The organism is Nocardioides sp. Z50_6 (genome assembly GCF_058215755.1).
This window is the reverse complement of sequence record NZ_JBZAJB010000002.1, coordinates 647,281-665,716: the sequence shown is the minus strand read 5'-3', so window position 1 is coordinate 665,716 and position 18,436 is coordinate 647,281. Positions and strand designations below refer to the sequence as shown.

The 18,436-nt window shown below is 72.0% G+C and carries 18 protein-coding genes; 16 read left to right on the top strand and 2 right to left on the bottom strand.

What is annotated here, in order from left to right; genetic code table 11:
- Nucleotide 1: 1 nt before the first annotated feature.
- The 12 genes from AC4BGE_RS07930 (at nucleotide 2) to AC4BGE_RS07875 (ending at nucleotide 11,915) form a co-directional block, all read left to right on the top strand.
- A complete protein-coding gene (locus AC4BGE_RS07930; RefSeq protein ID WP_490574912.1) occupies nucleotides 2-946 on the top strand; it encodes an ABC transporter permease in 945 nt (314 codons plus the stop codon).
- 34 nt (nucleotides 947-980) lie between these two features.
- The gene (locus tag AC4BGE_RS07925; RefSeq protein ID WP_490574911.1) at nucleotides 981-1,856 is read left to right on the top strand and encodes an ABC transporter permease; all 876 of its coding nucleotides are present in this window, start codon (nucleotides 981-983) and stop codon (nucleotides 1,854-1,856) included.
- On the top strand, nucleotides 1,853-2,785 hold the full coding sequence (locus AC4BGE_RS07920; protein WP_490574910.1) for an ABC transporter ATP-binding protein: 933 nt from the start codon (nucleotides 1,853-1,855) through the stop codon (nucleotides 2,783-2,785). The genes AC4BGE_RS07925 and AC4BGE_RS07920 overlap by 4 nt, the downstream gene beginning before the upstream one ends.
- On the top strand, nucleotides 2,782-3,561 hold the full coding sequence (locus tag AC4BGE_RS07915) for an ATP-binding cassette domain-containing protein (RefSeq protein WP_490574909.1): 780 nt from the start codon (nucleotides 2,782-2,784) through the stop codon (nucleotides 3,559-3,561). Before AC4BGE_RS07920 ends, AC4BGE_RS07915 begins: the two co-directional genes overlap by 4 nt.
- A 120-nt stretch (nucleotides 3,562-3,681) precedes the next feature.
- Complete coding sequence (locus AC4BGE_RS07910) at nucleotides 3,682-5,325, top strand: ABC transporter substrate-binding protein (protein ID WP_490574908.1); 1,644 nt, start codon at nucleotides 3,682-3,684, stop codon at nucleotides 5,323-5,325.
- Nucleotides 5,326-5,380: 55 nt separating this feature from the next.
- Entirely contained in the window at nucleotides 5,381-6,985 is a 1,605-nt protein-coding gene (locus AC4BGE_RS07905; protein ID WP_490574907.1) for an amidase family protein, read from the top strand.
- Nucleotides 6,982-8,274 carry an MFS transporter gene (locus AC4BGE_RS07900; protein ID WP_490574906.1) on the top strand — a complete coding sequence of 431 codons (1,293 nt, stop codon included), beginning with the start codon at nucleotides 6,982-6,984 and terminating at the stop codon, nucleotides 8,272-8,274. Before AC4BGE_RS07905 ends, AC4BGE_RS07900 begins: the two co-directional genes overlap by 4 nt.
- Nucleotides 8,252-8,458, top strand: a complete 207-nt coding sequence (locus AC4BGE_RS07895) for a hypothetical protein (RefSeq protein WP_490574905.1) — start codon at nucleotides 8,252-8,254, stop codon at nucleotides 8,456-8,458. Before AC4BGE_RS07900 ends, AC4BGE_RS07895 begins: the two co-directional genes overlap by 23 nt.
- Nucleotides 8,455-9,858 (top strand): amidase, encoded by a 1,404-nt coding sequence (locus tag AC4BGE_RS07890; RefSeq protein ID WP_490574904.1) that lies wholly within the window; start codon nucleotides 8,455-8,457, stop codon nucleotides 9,856-9,858. Before AC4BGE_RS07895 ends, AC4BGE_RS07890 begins: the two co-directional genes overlap by 4 nt.
- A gap of 30 nt (nucleotides 9,859-9,888) precedes the next feature.
- The gene (locus AC4BGE_RS07885; protein WP_490574903.1) at nucleotides 9,889-11,283 is read left to right on the top strand and encodes an amidase; all 1,395 of its coding nucleotides are present in this window, start codon (nucleotides 9,889-9,891) and stop codon (nucleotides 11,281-11,283) included.
- An 80-nt stretch (nucleotides 11,284-11,363) separates the two neighbouring features.
- Nucleotides 11,364-11,555: a hypothetical protein gene (locus AC4BGE_RS07880; RefSeq protein ID WP_490574902.1), complete on the top strand. Its 192-nt coding sequence runs from the start codon at nucleotides 11,364-11,366 to the stop codon at nucleotides 11,553-11,555.
- Between the two features lie 222 nt (nucleotides 11,556-11,777).
- Nucleotides 11,778-11,915: a hypothetical protein gene (locus AC4BGE_RS07875; protein WP_490574901.1), complete on the top strand. Its 138-nt coding sequence runs from the start codon at nucleotides 11,778-11,780 to the stop codon at nucleotides 11,913-11,915.
- Nucleotides 11,916-11,927: 12 nt separating this feature from the next.
- Here AC4BGE_RS07875 and AC4BGE_RS07870 read toward each other — a convergent pair whose 3' ends face one another.
- Nucleotides 11,928-12,734: a hypothetical protein gene (locus tag AC4BGE_RS07870; protein WP_490574900.1), complete on the bottom strand. Its 807-nt coding sequence runs from the start codon at nucleotides 12,732-12,734 to the stop codon at nucleotides 11,928-11,930.
- A 153-nt stretch (nucleotides 12,735-12,887) separates the two neighbouring features.
- Here AC4BGE_RS07870 and AC4BGE_RS07865 point away from each other — a divergent pair, with 153 nt between their 5' ends.
- Complete coding sequence (locus tag AC4BGE_RS07865; RefSeq protein WP_490574899.1) at nucleotides 12,888-14,243, top strand: HNH endonuclease signature motif containing protein; 1,356 nt, start codon at nucleotides 12,888-12,890, stop codon at nucleotides 14,241-14,243.
- Nucleotides 14,244-14,306: 63 nt separating this feature from the next.
- Here the strand turns inward: AC4BGE_RS07865 and AC4BGE_RS07860 are convergent, their stop codons facing one another.
- Nucleotides 14,307-14,774 carry a hemerythrin domain-containing protein gene (locus AC4BGE_RS07860; protein WP_490574898.1) on the bottom strand — a complete coding sequence of 156 codons (468 nt, stop codon included), beginning with the start codon at nucleotides 14,772-14,774 and terminating at the stop codon, nucleotides 14,307-14,309.
- A gap of 228 nt (nucleotides 14,775-15,002) precedes the next feature.
- Here AC4BGE_RS07860 and AC4BGE_RS07855 point away from each other — a divergent pair, with 228 nt between their 5' ends.
- The 3 genes from AC4BGE_RS07855 (at nucleotide 15,003) to AC4BGE_RS07845 (ending at nucleotide 18,419) form a co-directional block, all read left to right on the top strand.
- Nucleotides 15,003-16,106 (top strand): ankyrin repeat domain-containing protein, encoded by a 1,104-nt coding sequence (locus AC4BGE_RS07855; protein WP_490574897.1) that lies wholly within the window; start codon nucleotides 15,003-15,005, stop codon nucleotides 16,104-16,106.
- A gap of 228 nt (nucleotides 16,107-16,334) precedes the next feature.
- Nucleotides 16,335-17,840 (top strand): SDR family NAD(P)-dependent oxidoreductase, encoded by a 1,506-nt coding sequence (locus AC4BGE_RS07850; protein ID WP_490574896.1) that lies wholly within the window; start codon nucleotides 16,335-16,337, stop codon nucleotides 17,838-17,840.
- Between the two features lie 33 nt (nucleotides 17,841-17,873).
- Nucleotides 17,874-18,419 carry a maltokinase N-terminal cap-like domain-containing protein gene (locus AC4BGE_RS07845; RefSeq protein ID WP_490572101.1) on the top strand — a complete coding sequence of 182 codons (546 nt, stop codon included), beginning with the start codon at nucleotides 17,874-17,876 and terminating at the stop codon, nucleotides 18,417-18,419.
- Nucleotides 18,420-18,436: the final 17 nt, after the last annotated feature.

The window sequence follows — 18,436 nt, the reverse complement described above, 5'->3', positions numbered from 1 at the left end:
CATGCTGTCGTTCATCGGAAAGCGCCTGATGATGGCGGTCCCCACCCTGATCGGGGTCTCCCTCGTCATCTTCGCCACCATCAAGATCATCCCCGGGGACCCGGTCACCGCGATGCTCGGCCCGACCGGAACCCCCGAGGCCCGAGCCCAGCTGGAGGAGCGGCTCGGCCTCAACGACGCCCTCCCCGTGCAGTACTGGTCATGGCTGACCAGCACGGTGACCGGCGACTTCGGCACCAGCCTCTCGAAGCGCACGGCCGTCGCGCCGATCGTGCTCGACGCCCTGGTCAACACGCTGATCCTCACGTTCGTCGCCGCCCTCATGGCCCTGGTCCTGGGGCTGCTCATCGGCGCGATCACCGCGGCGCGGGAGAAGGGCGTGGTGGCCCGGCTGGCCAACGCGTTCGCGCTCTTCTCGATCTCCGTCCCCCAGTACGCCGTCGGCCTGCTGCTGATCATCTACCTCGCCGCAGGCGCCCAGCTCTTCCCGGTCAGCGGGATGTACAGCGCGAGCGGCGACCGCGGGATCGCCGACCTGCTCCACCACGTCGCACTCCCGGCCTTCACCGCGGCCCTCGTGCCGGCCGGGATCATCGCCCGGATGTTCCGCAGCTCGATGCGCGACGTGATGAGCATGGACTTCATCGAGGCGCTCAAGGCGCGGGGGTTCTCCAAGCGCAGGATCATGGTCCACGCCCTGCAGAACACGGTGCCGTCGCTGCTCACCGTCGCCGGGCTCCAGATCGGCTACCTGCTCGGCGGCGTCATCTTCGTCGAAGCGGTCTTCGCGTGGCCCGGCGTGGGACAGCTGGTCTACCTGTCGATCTCCCAGCGCGACCTCCCGGTGATCCAGGCCGGCGTCCTCGTCTCCGCCCTCGCATTCGTCCTGCTCAACCTGGTCGTCGATGTGCTGCAGGCCCTCATCGACCCCCGCGTCCGCGCCTGAGCTCCGCCCTCCCCTCGATCGCCTAGGAGATGCCATGACACTCACCGCCACGGCGGCCGGGAGCCGGCGCCGCGTGCGCAGCTCGGAAGGCGCCAGACGCCGCCTCCCGCTCAGCGCCCGGATGTCCGCGCTCGTCGTCCTGCTGGTCTTCCTGCTGGCCCTGCTCGGCCCGCTCTTCGTGGGCGACCCCAACGTGGGCAACACGGCGGACAGGCTGCAGCCCGTGGGCTCCGCGGGCCACCTGCTCGGCACCGACAGTCAGGGCCGCGACGTCCTCACCAGGCTGGTCGTCGGCACCAAGCTCTCCCTGCTGGCAGGGCTGGCGCCGGTGATCTTCGCCGGCATCGTCGGCAGTGCCCTGGGCGTCGCTGCCGGCCTCGGCAGCCCGTGGCTCCACCGGGTCGTCATGCGGACCCTCGACGTCTTCTACGCCTTCCCGGCCGTGCTGCTCGCGATCGCCATCGCGGCCGCCCTGGGGTCTGGGACCAGCAATGCCGTCCTCGCCCTGGCCGTGATCCTCGTGCCTCCCGTGGCCCGGGTCGCAGAGACCGAGACCCGACGCCTGGTCGAGCTGGACTACATGGAGGCCGCGCGGGCGTCGGGGGCGACCACCGTCAGCATCGCCCTGCGCCAGGTCCTGCCGAACGTGGCCCCGCCCGTGGTCGTCTACTGCACGGCCCTGATCGGCCTCTCGATCGTCTACGCCGCGGGACTGAGCTTCCTCGGCCTCGGGGTCTCGCCCCCCACGGCCGAGTGGGGCCTGATGGTCAGCGAGGCCACCCAGTACCTGTACTCCGCACCCGTGCTGGCCGTGCTCCCGGCGGTGGCGATCCTCGTCCCGTCGGTGGCGTTCAACGTCCTCGGCGACGGTCTGCGGGACTACCTCGACGTCCGCGGAGGAGACCGATGAACACCACGACCACGACCACGACCACGACCCACCTGCAGAAGGGCGCCGTACCGGAGGACGCCCTCACCCCGAAGTCGCCACTGGCGGTCGAGGGACTGCACACCTCGTTCGTCCGCGGCGGCCACCGCAGCGCCATCGTGAAAGACGTCTCCTTCGCCCTCGAGCGGGGCAGGACGCTGATGCTGCTCGGCGAGAGCGGGTCGGGGAAGTCGGTGACGGCCCGGTCCATCCTGCAGCTCTACGGCAGCGGCGCCGAGATCTCCGGCTCCGTCACGATGAACGGCGTCGAGCTGATCGGCGCCAGCGAGGCCGAGCTGCTCCGCATCCGCGGCGGCGTCATCGCGATGATCCCGCAGGACCCGACCGGCGCCCTGAACCCGCTGCGCAGGATCGGGCCCCAGATCAGCGAGGTCCTGCGGGTGCATCAGGACCTACCCCGGCGGGCCGCGGCGCGGCGGGCCGAGGAGCTGCTCGCCCAGGTCGGGATCGACGACCCCCGCCGCGTGGCCGGCAGCTACCCGCACGAGCTCTCCGGGGGGATGCGGCAGCGCGCGGTGATCGCGATCGCGGTCAGCTGCGACCCGCAGGTCCTGATCGCGGACGAGCCGACGACCGCGTTGGACGTGACGGTGCAGAAGCAGATCCTCGACCTGATCGCCCGGCTGCGCGAGGAGACGGGCACGGCCGTCCTCATGGTCACCCACGACGTCGGGGTCGCCGCGGACTACGGCGACGAGGTCGCCGTCATGTACCGGGGCCGGCTGATCGAGCGCGGTCCCGCGGCCACCGTGCTGCGAGACCCCCAGCATCCGTACACCCGCGGGCTCCTGGCCGCGCAGCCACGACCGGGGGTGGCCCGGGGCGCACTGCCCACCATGGCCGCCTGGTCGCTGGAGAACATGGACCTGGACGAGGAGATCGCGTCATGAGCACCGCGCAGACACCCGTGCTGCGGGCCGAGGGACTGGTCAAGACGTTCGGCGCCTTCCGCGCCGTCGACGACGTCGGCTTCACCGTCGCCAGGGGCGAGATCCTGGGAGTGGTAGGCGAGTCCGGCTCGGGCAAGTCCACCACCGCCAAGATGTGCCTGGGCCTCCTCAAGCCGGACGCCGGGACGGTCGAGTTCGACGGCGTCGACCTCACGGCGCTCTCCCGCAAGGCGATGCGGGCCCTGCGGGCGCGTCTCCAGGTCGTGCCGCAGAACCCCCAGACCTCGCTCAACCCGCGGCTGACGGTCGGGTCGTCGATCGAGTTCAACATGCGGGTTCACGGCGTGGAGAGGCCGAGCCGGCGGGATCGGGTCGTGGAGCTGCTGGAGCGGGTGGGCCTGCGGGCCTTGCACGCCGAGCGACACCCGCACCAGCTCTCCGGCGGTCAGCTCCAGCGCGTGGCCATCGCCCGTGCCCTGTCCACCTCGCCGGACCTGGTGGTCTGTGACGAGGCCGTCTCGGCGCTGGACAAGAGCGTCCAGGCCCAGGTGCTGAACCTGATCGCCGACCTGCAGCAGGACCTGGGCGTGGCCTTCGTCTTCATCACCCACGACCTCACCGTCGTCGAGCACATCTGCGACAACGTCGTCGTGATGCGCCGCGGAAAGGTGGTCGAGCAGGGGCCGGCCGAGCGGATCTGGACCAACCCCGAGCACGAGTACACCGCCACTCTGCTCGACTCCATCCCCGGCAGGTCGCTGCTCGACACCGCCTAGCCCAGCGGGACCACCCCGCCCGGCCGACCCATCCACCTGACCGCCGACGCTCCGCGTCGTCGGGCGGTCGAGCACACCCTCCACCCGGTCCACCCCGGATCGCCTCAGAAAGGAACCGCCGTGCCCACTCCTCCTCCATCGAAGCGGCCCCCCGCCGCTCGACCGGGCCCGCTCCGCCGGCGTACCGCCCTTGCCTCCGTCGCCGTCCTCGGCGCCTCCCTGCTGGCCGCCTGCGGCAGCGGCACCGGCAGCGGTGGCTCGGGGGCCGGCGGCGAGAACGTCCTGGTCATCGGCATGACTACCTCCGACATCCCCGTGCTCGACACCGGGCTGGCCCAGGGACAGGGATACGAGGGCCTGCGCTTCGTCGCCAACCAGCTCTACGACGGGCTGACCCGGTTCGATCTCACCGACGAGGAGTCGATCCCCCAGATCGAGCCGGCGCTCGCGGAGTCCTGGGAGGCCAACAAGGACCTCACCGTGTGGACCTTCGCCCTGCGGCCCGACGTCACCTTCCATGACGGCGAGCCGTGGAACGCCGATGCCGCGGTCTTCAACCTCGAGCGCTACATCGACACAGGCAAGCCCCACTACTACCCGGACCTCAACGGTCAGGGCGGCATGTCGATCGCCGGCATCAAGTCGTTCCGCAAGGTCGACGACCTGACCCTGGAGATCACCACCAAGTCGCCCTGGTCCTACCTCCCGGTCGACCTGGCCACGGTCTACTTCGGCAGCCCCAAGGCGATCAAGGAGCTGGGCAACGAGGAGTTCGCGCTCAATCCCGTCGGCACGGGGCCGTTCGAGTTCGAGTCGCTCCAGCGCGGTCAGCAGCTGACCCTGGGAGCGAACGCGGAGTACTGGGACGGGGAGCCCGGGACGGAGAAGGTCATCCTGCGGCCGATCCCCGACGCGACCGCCCGGACCGCGGCACTGCGCTCCGGTGAGGTCAACTGGATCGAGGTGCCCCCGCCGGACGACGTGCCCGCGCTCGAGGACGCGGAGTTCCAGGTGCTGACCAACTCCTACGACCACAGCTGGCCGTGGGTCTACAACACCCGGAAGCCGCCGTTCGACGACGTCCGCGTGCGCCAGGCCCTGAACTGGGCGATCGACCGCGACGCCATGGTCGAGGACATCCTGCACGGCACCGCCGAGGCTGCCGCCGGCGTGGCGCCCCGGGCCAACACGGCCTACCGGGAGGAGAACGAGCTCTACGGCCACGATCCCGACAAGGCGAAGGCCCTGCTCGCGGATGCCGGCTACCCCGACGGGCTCTCGATCACCGTCTCCTACCCGACCAGCGGTTCGGGGAACATGATCCCCGGCCCGATGAACACCGCGCTCCAGGCCGACCTGGCCAAGATCGGGGTGGAGGTCGAGCTCAAGCCGATCGAGTGGGCCGCGATGCTCACCGACTTCTTCGCCGGCCGCATTCCCGACGACGCCGACGCGCTCAACATCTCGCTGTCCTTCCAGCAGGAGGGCTTCTGGGACATGTGGTTCGGCACCAGCGAGGGGTCGATCAACGCCGGGAAGTACGCCAACGACGAGGTCGACGCCCTGCTGGCCGAGGCCCGCACCATCCTCGACCCCGACGAGAGGGCCGAGATCTACGCCAAGGTCGCCGGGATCCTCACCAAGGACGCCGCCTGGCTGACGGTCGTGAACGACCGGAACCCGCGGGTGCTCGCACCCAACGTCAAGGGCTTCGTGCAGGCGCAGTCCTGGTTCGCCGACCTCACCCCCATCACCGTCGAGTGACCGGACCCGGGCCGGAGCGATCCGGCCCGGGTCCCCTACCCCGAGGAGCAACCCCATGGCCCAGCCACGCGGCCGCATCCGCGGCTTCATCCGCCGCCCCACCCCGACCCAGCTCACCGAGCTGGCCGCCCTCGAGCACATGACCCTCACCCCGTCGGAGGCCGAGCAGTACGCCGACGCGCTCGACGGCATCCTGGCGGCGGTCGACCGGCTCGACGAGCTGCCGGTCACCACGCCCCGGCTCCGGCACACCCACCGGGACCCCGGCTGGGTGCCCGGCGACGCCGAGGACCCGTTCCACGCGTTCATCCGTCGCTGCCTGGTGGAGGGCTCGGGCGAGGGGCCGCTGGCGGGCATGACGGTCGGGGTCAAGGACAACCTAGCGGTGGCCGGCGTGCCCGTGACCAACGCCAGCCGGACCCTCTCCTACACCCCGACCGCCGACGCCGTCGTCGTCGAGCGGGTCCTTGACGCCGGAGCCTCGGTGACCGGGAAGACCAACCTGGACGACTTCTCCTCCTCCGGCATGGGCGAGTCGAGCTGGTACGGGCCGGCGCGCAACGCGGTCGACCCGCGCCGCTCGCCCGGCGGCAGCTCCGGCGGGTCCGGGTCCGCCGTCCGCTCCGGCGCCGTCGACCTCGCGATCGGCGTCGACGAGGGCGGCTCGGCCCGGATCCCGGCGTCGTTCAACGGCGTGGTCAGCATCAAGCCCACCCACGGCCTGGTGCCCTCCCACGGCCTGACCTACATGGACCACACCATCGACGGGGTCTGCCCCATCGGCCCCACGGTCGAGCTGACCGCCCTGATGCTCGACGTGATGAGCGGGCACGACGACCGCGACCCCCAGTGGGTGCGCGGAGTGCCCGAGCGCACCCAGGCGGTCGCGACGCTGCGGGACGGGGTGGCCGGGCTGCGGATCGGCATCGTGGCCGAGGGCGTGAACCCCGACATGTGCGAGCCCGGCGTGCTGGAGGCGTTCGACGCGGCCTGCCAGGAGCTGGTCGCCGCCGGGGCGAGCGTCGAGCGCGTCGCCATCCCCCTCTGGGCCGAGGCGTGGGCCATCCAGCTGCCGCTCCTCCTCCACCTGGCGTGGCTGACCAGCCAGACCGACGGCGCCGGCTACTCCCACCTCGGTGAGGTCGACGTCGAGCGGACCCACGCCTTCGGGCTGGTCCGCCGGCTCGAGGCCGACTCGTTCGCCCCGTTCTTCAAGACGTGGCTGCTGGGTGGCCGCTACCTCCACGACGCCTACTTCTCGACGTACTTCGCCAAGGCCGCCAACTTGCGGCGCGAGCTGACCAGGCAGGTCTCGGAGGCGCTCGGGCAGTACGACCTGCTGGTCACGCCCACGACGCCGCAGGTCGCGCCGCTGCTGCTCGAGGGCCCGGCGGACGACGAGACGCTGCTCTCCCGGGGTACCACGATGGTGGCCAACACCTCGGTGCTCAACCTGACCGGCCACCCCGCCCTGGCCGTCCCCAGCGGGGTCGACCCGGCCACCGGGATGCCGACCTCCATCCAGATCGTCGCCGCCCACTGGCGCGACGCGCTGACCTTCAGGGCCGGCCAGGTGGTCGAGAACGCCGTCGGCGTGATGCCGGGAACAGGCGTGTCCGCCGACCTCGCGGACACCGGGGTCGCGGTGACCCGGCGGTGACCGAGACAGCACGGCTGGTGGAGGCACCGGTCGCCGGGATCGGCGGGGCCACCGGGGCACACCGCAGGTTCCTCGCGCTGGTCGTGGTCGCGGGAGTCGGACTGGGCCTGACCGCGCCGTTCACCGCGGTGCTGGTCACCGCGCTGAACGGTTCGGGGACCGCGGCTTCGGTCGTCGTCGCCTCGATGGGCCTGTCTCTGCTGCTCTGTGACGTCTTCGCCTCGCGGCTCATCCCGCGGCTGGACGCCCGGGTGCTGGTGGCGGGAGCGCTGCTCGTCTTCGGGCTGGGCTCGGCGGCCACCGCGGTGGCCGCCACGTGGGAGCTGGCGGGGCTGGCCCGGCTGGCGCAGGGGTTCGGCACCGCCCTGTTCATGAGCGGGGGAGTCCACATCGCCCTCGCGCTCGGGCGGGCCCGGTCGACGGTCCCGGAGTCCGGGCGTCAGGCGACGGCGATCGGGTCGTTCAACGCCGCCTGGTTCGCCGGGGTCGCCTGCGGTCCCCTGGGCGGCGGCCTGATCGCCTCCCTCCACCCCGGGGTGGACGGCCTGCGGCTGCTGTTCGCGGTCTGCGCCGGAGTCAACCTGGTGGGGGCCGTGCTCGGCTGGTTCCTCATCCCGCGGGTCCCGGTGGAGACCCCCAGGTCGCTGCGCGAGGCGATGCGCCTGCTCGGGCCGCCCGCCGGGCTGGCCCTGCGCGGTCGCAGGGTCTGGGGCGCGCTGGTGCTGGTGGCCGTCGGGCAGGGTGTGCGCTCAGCCATCGCGCTGACGCTGGTCCCGCTCGTCGCCGAGGAGCAGGGCATGGGCTGGCTGGCCATCGGGTTCGCGCTCGCGGCCCTCTCGGTCACCGACATCGCCACGATGCAGGTCTCCGCCGGGTGGAGCGACCGCTGGGGCCGGCTGCCGGTCATGGTGGTCGCGCTGGCCGTCGGGGCCGTGGCCACCGGCTTCCTCGCGGGACTGCCGACGAGCCCCGCCGAGATCGTGGCACTGGCGGCCCTGCTCGGGGTGACCGTCGGCATCACCTGGGTGGTTCCGGCCACCATGATCGTCGACCTCGTGCCGCGCGAGGAGGACGCCGTCATCTCCTACCGCATCGCCAGCGACGTCGGGATGCTCGCCAGCGGCCTCCTCGTGGGAGCCGCCCTCCTCTTCGTCCCCATCCGCGCCGCGTTCGGCCTCTGCGCCGCCCTGCTGCTGCTCAGCATCGCCCTCACCCGTGCCGTCGGGGAGACCCGCCCCGCGGCCCTCACCCACCCAGGAGGATCACATGCCGTTCCCGTCGATCGATGACTTCGAGGCGATCGCCTCGAGCCAGGACATCACCCTGCTCCCGGAACGGCTGGCCGCCGCCCGGGAGACCCACCTCGCCGCCTGGCCGGACCTGCTGGCCCTGCGGGCGATGGACCTCGACTTCCTGACCCCCGACGAGCCCGTGACGGCGCTCGCCTGGATCGCGAACGGAGGCCGGTCGTGAGCCCCGCCGAGCTTTCCGCCAGCGAGCTCCTGGAGGCCTACGCCGCCGGGACGCTCACCCCCACGGAGGTCGTGGAGGCCTGCCTGGCCCGCATCGAGGAGACCGACGAGAGGTTCAACGCCACCCGCCTCGTGCTGCCGGAGCTGGCCAGGTCCCGGGCCGCCGAGTCCGACCGCCGCTGGCGCGAAGGCACGGCGCGGCCCCTGGAGGGGGTGCCCTACGGCCTGAAGGACATCGTGGCCACCGAGGGCATCACGACCACCGGAGGGTCGGCGCTCTTCCGCGACCACGTCCCGGAGCACAGCGCGCTGCTGGCCGCCCGGCTGGACGAGGCGGGTGCGGTGCTCGTGGCCAAGCTGGAGACGTTCGAGTTCGCCTGCGGAGGTGCCGTGAACCGCACCTTCGGGCCCGTGCACAACCCCTGGGACGAGGCACGCACCACGGGCGGATCCTCCAGCGGCTCGGGGGCGGCAGTGGCACTGCGCCAGCTCCCCGTCGCGATCGGCACCGACACCGGAGGGTCGATCCGGATCCCCAGCGCCTTCTGCGGCATCACGGGGATCAAGGCCACCTACGGGCGGGTGCCGCGCGACGGCGTGATGGGCCTGTCGTGGAGCCTCGACCACGCGGGGCCGATGACCCGCTCGGTCGAGGACTGCGCACGGGTGCTGGAGGTGATCGAGGGGGCCGACCCGGCCGACCCGGCGTCGCTCCCGGCCGACGGGGGCTACGTCGACGCCGTCTCCCGCGACGTCGCCGGGATGAGGGTGGCACGCAACTCCGCGTACCTCGAGGCCGAGATGCACCCCGACGTGCGGGCTGCCTACGAGGCCTCGCTGGCCGAGCTCGAGGGGCTCGGGGTGACGCTGGTGGAGGTCGACCTCCCAGACTTCGAGCACATCGCGACGGCGTCCTGGACGATCATCTACGCCGAGATGCTGTCGCTGCACGAGGCGCACGTCCCCGACCTCGAGAACCGCGACGCGATGGGGGCGGGCCTGCTCGCCGCCGCGCCCTTCGTCAGCGCGGCGGACTACCTCCGGGCGCTGCGGCTGCGCAGCCGCTTCCAGCGCACGCTCGAGGTGGCGATGACGGGCGTCGACGCCCTCGTCTGCCCGGGCATGACCACCCTGCCCCCGTTCATTGCCAGCGACATGGTCTCCGACCTCGGCGACCGCGAGGTGTCCTGGCTGGACGCCGCCTGCCGCACCCACGTGCCGTTCAACCTGACCGGCAACCCGGCGCTCGTGGTGCCGGCCCACCCGGTCGACGGGCTGCCGACGAGCCTGCAGCTCGTGGGACGGCCCCGCGACGAGGCCACCGTGCTGGCCCTCGGCGCCGCCTTCCAGCGCGCCACCACCCACCACCAGCGTCAGCCCTTGCCGGTCATGGCGGGGTAGCTCGTCCCACCCACCCACGAAGGAGACACGATGTACCTGACGATCAAGGACGCGGCCGACGCGCTGCGGAGCGGAGAGACGACCTCGGTGGCGCTGGTCACCGAGGCCATGGAGATGACCGAGGCCCACGACAAGGAGCTCGGCGTCTATCTCGAGGTCTACCAGGAGTCGGCCCTGCTCACGGCGGCGAAGGCGGACGAGGAGCTCGCCGCGGGCCAGGACCGCGGGCCCCTCCACGGGATCCCCCTCGGGGTCAAGGACATCATCGCCACCGACGAGGGTGTGACCACCGCCCAGAGCCTGGTGCTCGACCGCACCTGGGGTGAGCGGGGCGACGCGCCGGTGGTGCGCCGCCTGCGCGACGCCGGGGCGGTGATCACCGGGAAGCTGACCACCATGGAGTACGCGATCGGCATCCCCGACGACTCCAAGCCGTTCCCGATCCCACGGAACCCCTGGAACCTCGACCACTACCCGGGTGGGTCCAGCTCGGGCACCGGGAACGGCGTCGCGGCCGGGTTGATCCTCGGCGGGCTGGGCACCGACACCGGGGGCAGCATCCGGTACCCGGCGACCAGCTGCGGGATCACCGGCATGAAGCAGACCTTCGGCCGGGTGCCGAAGTCGGGCTGCGTCCCGCTCGGCTACAGCTACGACCACATCGGCCCCATGGCCCGCTCCGCCGAGGACTGCGCGTTGATGCTGCAGGTCCTCGCCGGGCACGACCCCAGCGACGCCACGTCGGTGGACCGGCCGGTCGACGACTACGTCGGGGCCCTCCGGGGTGACCTGACCGGCGTGCGGATCGGCCTGGACATGCTCTCCACCAAGGGCGGCGTCGATGCCCCCGAGTCGGATGCGCTGCTGGCCGCGGCGGTGGAAGAGCTGGAGGCGGCGGGCGCGACGGTGGTCCCCGTCGAGCTCCCGTACTACGACGAGATCAACACGGTGACGATGTCCGGGCTCTCGGCCGAGGCATACGCCTACCACCGCCCGGACCTCCAGGACCGGTGGGAGGACTACTTCGCCGGAACCCGGGCCGCGGTGGTGGGCGGGGCGCTCGTGAGCGCGGGCGACTACGTGCAGATGCAGCGGGTGCGACGGGCGGTCCAGCGCATGGTGGCCGGGCTCTTCGCCGACGTCGACCTGATCGTGACGCCGACCGCGAGCGGCGGCGCCCCCGCCTTGGCCGACCTCACCTTCGACGGGCTGCTGGACCCGCTGCACACGCCGTACTGGAACGCGATGGGCAACCCGGCGATGTCGGTCCCGATGGGGTTCTCCGCCGACGGCCTGCCGATCGGCATGCAGATCGTCGGCCGTCCCTTCGACGAGGCCGCCGTCTTCGCCGCCGGGCACGCGTACCAGCAGCGCACCGCCTGGCACCTGGCCCTGCCCCCGATGGTTGCCCAGCACTTCGCCTGACCCCCCCGGGGGGGGCCGGGGTCGGCACAGACCCCGGCCACCCACGTGACCCCGACCCGACCCACCCTGAGGAGAGTTCCATGACGTTCGACTCCGCCGCGCTCGTCGACGCGCAGCTGCGCGCCGCCGGCATCACCCCCTCGCCGGAGGAGGTGGCGGCCGTCGTCGCCGCCACCCCCGCCCGGCTGGCCGCCATCGACGCGCTGTACGACATCCCCGAGGCTCGCTACGAGGAGCCGTCGCTGGTGCACAACGCTGCCAGCCCGGGCTGACGTTGCCAGCGGCCCGCCCCGTGGGGAGGTCGTCTGCCTGGAACGCCTGGTCCCAGGCGCGGGCGGCGACCTCCTCGCAACGGAGCCCAACGTGCCCACCGACTACGCCGGCGGCACTCCACGCGAGGTGAGCATGGACCGGACCGGCCGCCTCCTGCGGATCCAGGCCGACGAGGACGTCGTGGTCGGCACGGCGGCCAGGTCGACGACCAGCCGTTCTCGGTGGTGGTCGCCGGGTTCCGGCTGGTGGCCTGGGACCCCGCCGAGGGCGGGCTCTCGATCGTCAGCACGACCTCGCTGCCGGTGGGGACGCCGTTCGTCTTCGCCCAGTCCATGCTGCGCGCCGTCGATCTCGGCTGAGCGGGTGACGACTCAGCGGGCTCTCGTCGGGGCCTTCAAACAGCGCCACGCAGCGAAGGCGCTGACGAGCACGACCACCGCCACCATCACCATCGGCGGCAGCGTCTCCTCGGAGCCGTCGACGGTCATCAGGACCATGGCGGCCACGATGCTCGTCCCCATCAGCACGGAGAACACCAGCAGGGGCGCGACGAAGAACTCGCCCGCGGCGCTCCCTCTCAGGGTCTGGATGCCAGCGATGACGAGCGCGGGCAGCAGGACGGCCAGGTCGATGACGTGGATGGGGTTCACCCACAGGCCTGCGTCGACCACGCTCTGCGGCGGCTCGCCGGTCAGCGTGGCCGGGATCAGCTCACTGAGCCAGAGCAGCCCGAACAGCACCCCGATGGCGATCGAGGTCCAGCCCGCCAAACTGCGCGACCGGCGCTGGAGCAGAGCCTCGTCCTCGGCGCGCAGTCCGTTGACGCTGAAGATGATCGCGTAGGAGGCCAGCCCGAGCGCGGCCACGTAGACCAGGAAGAGCTCGTTGAAGTGGACGGCCATCGCGTAGACGAGGAACGCGTAGACCAGGTAGAAGAGCGTGCCGAGCCACACCAGTCCCGCTCTGTGGGAACCCCGGTAGTAGCCATGACCGCCGAGCAGCAGGACCGCCACGGCTATGAGGTTGCCGACGTCCTGGCCCCGCGCCTGGGTGGCCCAGTTCTCCGTCTCCTCGGCGTAGACGTCCGCGTCCACGAGGCCCAGGACGCTCGTCGCGGTCACGAGCGTCGAGATCGCGAGGGTCCACACCCAGACCGACTTCGAGCCTTGCTGACCCATCGCGCCTCCGTGGTGTTGGAAGGTGAGCGTAGCGAGATCGCGCCGGAGGGGCGGAACTCTCTCTATTCTGCCTCTTTTCGAACACTTGTTCACACTCTGAGATTACGGCGCAGGGAGGGTAGAACTGTCGGTGCCGACTGGTTGGGTTGACGCATGTCGACCACCCGCCCCGCCACTGCGGCACCCGGTGCCACCGGTGCTCCCGGTGGGTTCGGGGTGCCGTCCCGGGTCGGGGTCCTGGTCGCCGCCGCACGGGAGGCGGTCCGCTCCGCTGGCACCCTCGACCTGTCCACGGTTCCGCTCACCGAGCTCGGTGAGGTGATCCAGACCGTCGCCGAGCTCGAGTCCGCAGCCACCGCCCTGCGACTGGCACTCTCCGCCGAGGCCGACGCCCGCCAGATCGCCGACGACCCCGACGTCGGTGGCGCCGCCACCGGCACCGACGCCTGGCTCGCCGGGCTGCTGGGCTCCACCCGCGCCTCCCAGGCCGCCGGAGTGCGGTTGGGAGAGCTGCTGAAGACCAAGTACGCGGTGACCCGTGAGGCGTTCGCCGCCGGACGACTCCGCACCGACCAGGTCCGCGTGATCGTCGAGGCCGCCGAGCAGTCCCCCGACACCGCCACCCCCGACCAGATCGCCGAAGCCGAGGAGCACCTGGTCGCCAAAGCCACCGGCGACGCCACCCGCACCGGCCGACCGATGAACGCCAAAAGGCTCCGCCAGGCCGCCCGCCGCATGTTCGACCCCGTCGACCGCGACCTCGCCGACGCCCACGAGCACAAGATGCTCACCCGCGAGAAGCACGGCGCCGACCGGGAGACCTTCCTCTCCCTCCACGACAACGGCGACGGCACCTGGAGCGGGAAGTTCCGCATCCCCGAGCTCCACGGCCACCTCCTCGACACCGTCCTGGGCCACCTCACCTCCCCCCGCCGGCTCGCCGCCAAGCGCGCCGCCGACGGGACCCGTCAGAGCGTGATCGACGAGTCCGCCCCGTCGTCGCAGTCCTACCTGGTCACCCAGGGCCAGGCCCTGTGCGAGCTCATCGAGCACCTCCCCACCACCGGACTGGCCACCTCCCAGGCCACCGTCCTGGTCACCCTCAGTCTCGACGCCCTCCTGACCGGGATCGGTGCGGCCAAGCTCGACACCGGCACCACCATCACCGCCGGCGAGGCCCGCCGCCTGGCGTGTGGGGCCGGGCTGGTCCCCGCCGTGCTGGGGAGCCGGTCCGAGCCCCTCGACCTGGGCCGGCTGACCCGACTCCACACCCTCACCCAACGCCGCGCGCTCTCCCTGGTCTACGACAGCTGCGCCGTCGGCGGCTGTGAACGCCCCTTCGCCTGGTGCGAGATCCACCACCACCAGCTCTCCTGGGGCAACCACGGACACACCGACCTCGACAACGGGCTCCCCCTCTGCGGCCACCACCACCGCAAAGCCCACGACCCGGGCTGGGACCTCAGACGACACCCTTGTGGGGACTACCGATTCCACCGGCGGCGGTAGGAGCGAGGCGCCGCGGCGGGTCCCAGCGGGCGGGTCCCAGCAGGTGGGTCACGGCCGGGTGCTTCACAGCGGACCGAAGGCTGCCTCCGGGGAGATCTCCAGCTCCACCTCCCGCAGCACGCCAAGCAGCTCCCGCTCCTCGTAGCGGAAGTGCGACTCCATGATCGCGGCGATCCCGTCGAGGTGCCGTTGGAGCTTCGCCGGCGGGTCTTCCCGCTCGATCGCGCCGCGCAGCGCCGCGATCAGGTGCGCGATCATCGAGTGGTCCTGCCGCAGGTAGCCCAGCACCGAGGCCAGCTCCGGCCGCAGCTCGGCCAGCCGAGGGAACAGGGCGTCGTCCTCCCCGCGGTGGTGGCCGTCCAGGGCCACACAGAACCCGTGGCAGTAGAGCAGCAGCTCCCGCTCGACCGGCGGGATCTCGCGCCCCTCGCGCAACGACTCCTGGACGACCTCCAGCGCGTCGCGCAGCCGTCCGTGCACGGCCTTCATCTCGTGGTGCCAGGCGATCAGCCTGTGTACGTCCTCACCCACGGGTGAGGAACGAGGAACGGAGCGTCATCGACGTCACCTTCCTGGTTCGGCACCTCCATGCGTGACGCTGTCCGCCACCCGCACGCGATGCTGCGCCGAACATACTCGACGCTTCTCCGGGTGGCCAGCGGGTCGACGAGAGGGGGTCCACCCCGGTCGAGATGACCCCGGCTGACCCCTCGCACCCAGTAGCCTCCCTGTGCTGAGCGGTCCGGGCGGGAGGGCATCGTGTTCTCGAAGAGGCGGGGTGCGGCCATGGCCACGGCGGCCCGGTACCGCAGCGTCGAGGAGTTCCTCGCCTGCTACCGACCGAGGGCGGCCGCCCGGTGGGTGGGCGAGCATGGGGACACCCTCCTGCACGACGCCCTGTGCAACAGCGACCCGGTGGTGCGCCTGTGGATCGCCCGGCACGTCCTAACTGACGGCGCCGACGCAGCGGCGCTGACCAGCCGGGGCTACACCGCCGCCCATCTGCTCGTCGCCCGTGTGACACCCGAGCGTGCGGCGGACGAGGCCCCGCTGCTCTCCGCGCTGTTCGAGGCCGGTTGCGAGGTCAACCACTCCCAGCCTCGTGACGGCACCGCCCTGATGGCGCTGGCGGGCCGGTTCAAGTACTCCGACGAGGACCTCGCGCCGTACTACGCGGTCTTCCTGGCCCGGGACGATCTCGACCTGCTGGCGCCCACCACCCATGGCCGGTCCGTGTGGGAGGCGATCCGTCTCTGGCGGATCCGTCGTGACCACCTGGTGGCTCTCCTCGAGGAACGTCTGCGTCGCGACGGAGCGCTTCCCGACGAGACCGTGTTCTCCCTGGCGGGGTGGGCCGGCGCCGACCGCATCCTCACCGCCTACCGGCCCGACGACCTCGCGGCGGTCGACCCGGACACCGGCTGGCCGTTGCTGCACGCCGTCCTGCAGAACTCGGACCTGGAGGCCAGGATCACCGTCGCGACGCAGCTCCTCGACGACGGGGCCGATCCGACCGCGACCACGCCGGAAGGCCTCACCCCCGCGCACGTCCTGCTGCGTAGCCACGGAGAACGCGATCAGGTGCGCGAGGCTGCCGTCCTGGGGCGGCTGTTCTCGGGCGGCGCCGACCCGAACGCCGTCGCCAAGACGGTGGGAACGCCGCTCAACTGTCTCGCGCAGATGTCCAACCTCGACGAGGAGACCCGGCTCCCCCTGTACGACGTGCTGCTCGCTCATCCGCGGTTCGATCCGCACACCCCGGTCGGGCGGACGAAGACCGCGTGGGGCACCCTGCCCAAGACCCGCACGGCTGTCCTGCGCGCCCGGCTCGAGGAGCGGTTCCCACCCGCAAGCTCCCGCTGATCGGATCGCGCACTCCAGGGCACCCCAGGTCCCGTACTCCGACCGACGGGGCGATCGACAGCGAGACCTTCACCACTCGCTGCCGATCGACGCGTGGGTGCGAGCGTGGGAGGTAACGCCTCGGCAGGGCTGCACCGGCCTCCACCTGGCCTGGCGGGGTCACCGCAGGGCCGCCGAGGGGCCGTCGTGGAAGCGGGTCACCGCCTGACGGCGGCTTACGATCCCTGCGTGTACCACCAGAACGGCAGGCAGCACGGCCTCGATCCCGACGACCTCGCGACCACGATCCGCGTCCTCGAACGGCTCCACGAGCTCCCCGACGACCACCCCGACCTGATCCAGGTCAAGCGGGCGGCGTCGCACATGTACAAGGCTCTGAAGAAGGAGCGGCGTACCCGCAAGCGCGAAGCCGAGGCGGCGCACGACCGGGCGATCATCGAGCAGACCGCCACCGGCTCGCCGATGCGGATCGACGACGAGACCGCGGGGATCCCACTGGTCTCCCACGCGCCGGGCGCCTTCGCGGGCGAGCTGCTCACCCCGCGGGGCTGCTACATCTGCAAGGAGGACTTCACCCTCGTCGACGCCTTCTACCACTGGCTCTGCCCCCGCTGCGCCGCCATGTCGCACGCCAAGCGCGACCAGCGCACCGACCTCACCGGCAAGCGCGCCCTGCTCACCGGCGGCCGCGCCAAGATCGGCATGTACATCGCGCTGCGGCTGCTGCGCGACGGGGCGCACACCACCATCACCACCCGGTTCCCCAAGGACGCGGTCCGCCGCTTCTCCGCCATGGAGGACTCGGGCGACTGGCTGCACCGGCTCAAGGTCGTCGGGATCGACCTGCGCGACCCCGCCCAGGTGATCAGCCTCGCCGACGACGTCGCCGCCGCCGGCCCGCTGGACATCCTGATCAACAACGCCTGCCAGACGGTGCGCCGCACGCCGGGCGCCTACTCGCGCCTGGTCGAGATGGAGGACGCTCCCCTCCCCGGCGACCGGGAGCTGCCCGAGATGGTCACCTTCGACGGGATCTCCGAGGCCCACCCGGCCGCCATCGCCGGCGCCCTGACCACCACCGCGGTCGCCCACCACGAGGGGGAGCCGACCGAGCTCGCCGAGGCCGCCCACACCGCCGCCTCGATCACCGCCCTGGCCCTCAAGGCCGGCAACGCCTCGCTCGCCGCCCACCTGGACGGCTCGGCCGTCGACGCCGGCGGTCTGCTGCCCGACACCCAGAGCACCAACTCCTGGACCCAGCACGTCGACGAGGTCGACCCGCTGGAGCTCCTCGAGGTGCAGCTGTGCAACTCGATCGCACCGTTCCTGCTGGTCTCCCGGCTCCGCCCCGCGATGCGGCGAGCCGTGCAGGCGGGCGCGCGCCGGGCCTACGTCGTCAACGTCTCGGCGATGGAGGGCCAGTTCTCCCGCCGCTACAAGGGGCCGGGCCACCCGCACACCAACATGGCCAAGGCGGCGCTCAACATGATGACCCGCACCAGCGCGGGCGAGATGTTCGAGACCGACAAGATCCTGATGACCGCCGTCGACACCGGCTGGATCACCGACGAGCGGCCCCACCAGGAGAAGCTGCGGATCGCCGCCGAGGGGTGGCACGCGCCGCTCGACCTGGTCGACGGTGCGGCCCGGGTCTACGACCCGATCGTCCTCGGCGAGCAGGGCGAGGACCTCTACGGCTGCTTCGTGAAGGACTACAAGCCCTCTCCGTGGTGACCCCCGGGCCGCGCCCGGTCCTAGGCTGACCGCATGGCGATCCTCCACCGCGCGACCCTGACGCCCACGAAGGCCGAGCTCGTCGAAGCGTGGCTCGACCGGCAGCCCTGGGGTGGCGCCGGGGAGGTCGAGGTCATCGGCGGCTACCGCTTCGACGACCCTGACGGCGAGGTGGGCGTCGAGGCGCTCCTCGTCAGCCGCGGCGACGTCGTCCTCCACGTGCCGCTGACCTACCGCAGCTCACCCCTCGACGACGTCGAGCCGGTCGCAACCATGGACCACTCCGTCCTCGGAGCGCGCTGGGTCTACCCGGGCGACGCGGACCCCGTCGGGCGCGCCTGCTTCGAGCGCGCCCTGGCCGGTGAGCAGGAGCAGGCGGTCCTGGAGGTCCACGAGGACGGCGTGGTGGTCGATCGGCGGGAGCCCGTCGTCCGGGTGCGGCGCCGGGTCGGCGCCGCGGACGCCGCCGAGGCACCGGCCCGGCTGCGGCTCGCGCGGGTGCTGGGTGAGGCGCTGCCAAACCAGGAGCAGCTCGTCGCGACCTGGCCCGGCGGCGAGGCCGTGGTCGCCGCCCGCTGAGGTCTCAGACCGGGATG

Coding starts and splice junctions, on each gene's coding strand:
- AC4BGE_RS07885 (WP_490574903.1), top strand. CDS start 9,889: ATGTACCTGACGATCAAGGACGCGGCCGACGCGCTGCGGAGCGGAGAG.
- AC4BGE_RS07905 (WP_490574907.1), top strand. CDS start 5,381: ATGGCCCAGCCACGCGGCCGCATCCGCGGCTTCATCCGCCGCCCCACC.
- AC4BGE_RS07895 (WP_490574905.1), top strand. CDS start 8,252: ATGCCGTTCCCGTCGATCGATGACTTCGAGGCGATCGCCTCGAGCCAG.
- AC4BGE_RS07915 (WP_490574909.1), top strand. CDS start 2,782: ATGAGCACCGCGCAGACACCCGTGCTGCGGGCCGAGGGACTGGTCAAG.
- AC4BGE_RS07880 (WP_490574902.1), top strand. CDS start 11,364: ATGACGTTCGACTCCGCCGCGCTCGTCGACGCGCAGCTGCGCGCCGCC.
- AC4BGE_RS07865 (WP_490574899.1), top strand. CDS start 12,888: ATGTCGACCACCCGCCCCGCCACTGCGGCACCCGGTGCCACCGGTGCT.
- AC4BGE_RS07920 (WP_490574910.1), top strand. CDS start 1,853: ATGAACACCACGACCACGACCACGACCACGACCCACCTGCAGAAGGGC.
- AC4BGE_RS07930 (WP_490574912.1), top strand. CDS start 2: ATGCTGTCGTTCATCGGAAAGCGCCTGATGATGGCGGTCCCCACCCTG.
- AC4BGE_RS07925 (WP_490574911.1), top strand. CDS start 981: ATGACACTCACCGCCACGGCGGCCGGGAGCCGGCGCCGCGTGCGCAGC.
- AC4BGE_RS07870 (WP_490574900.1), bottom strand. CDS start 12,734: ATGGGTCAGCAAGGCTCGAAGTCGGTCTGGGTGTGGACCCTCGCGATC.
- AC4BGE_RS07845 (WP_490572101.1), top strand. CDS start 17,874: ATGGCGATCCTCCACCGCGCGACCCTGACGCCCACGAAGGCCGAGCTC.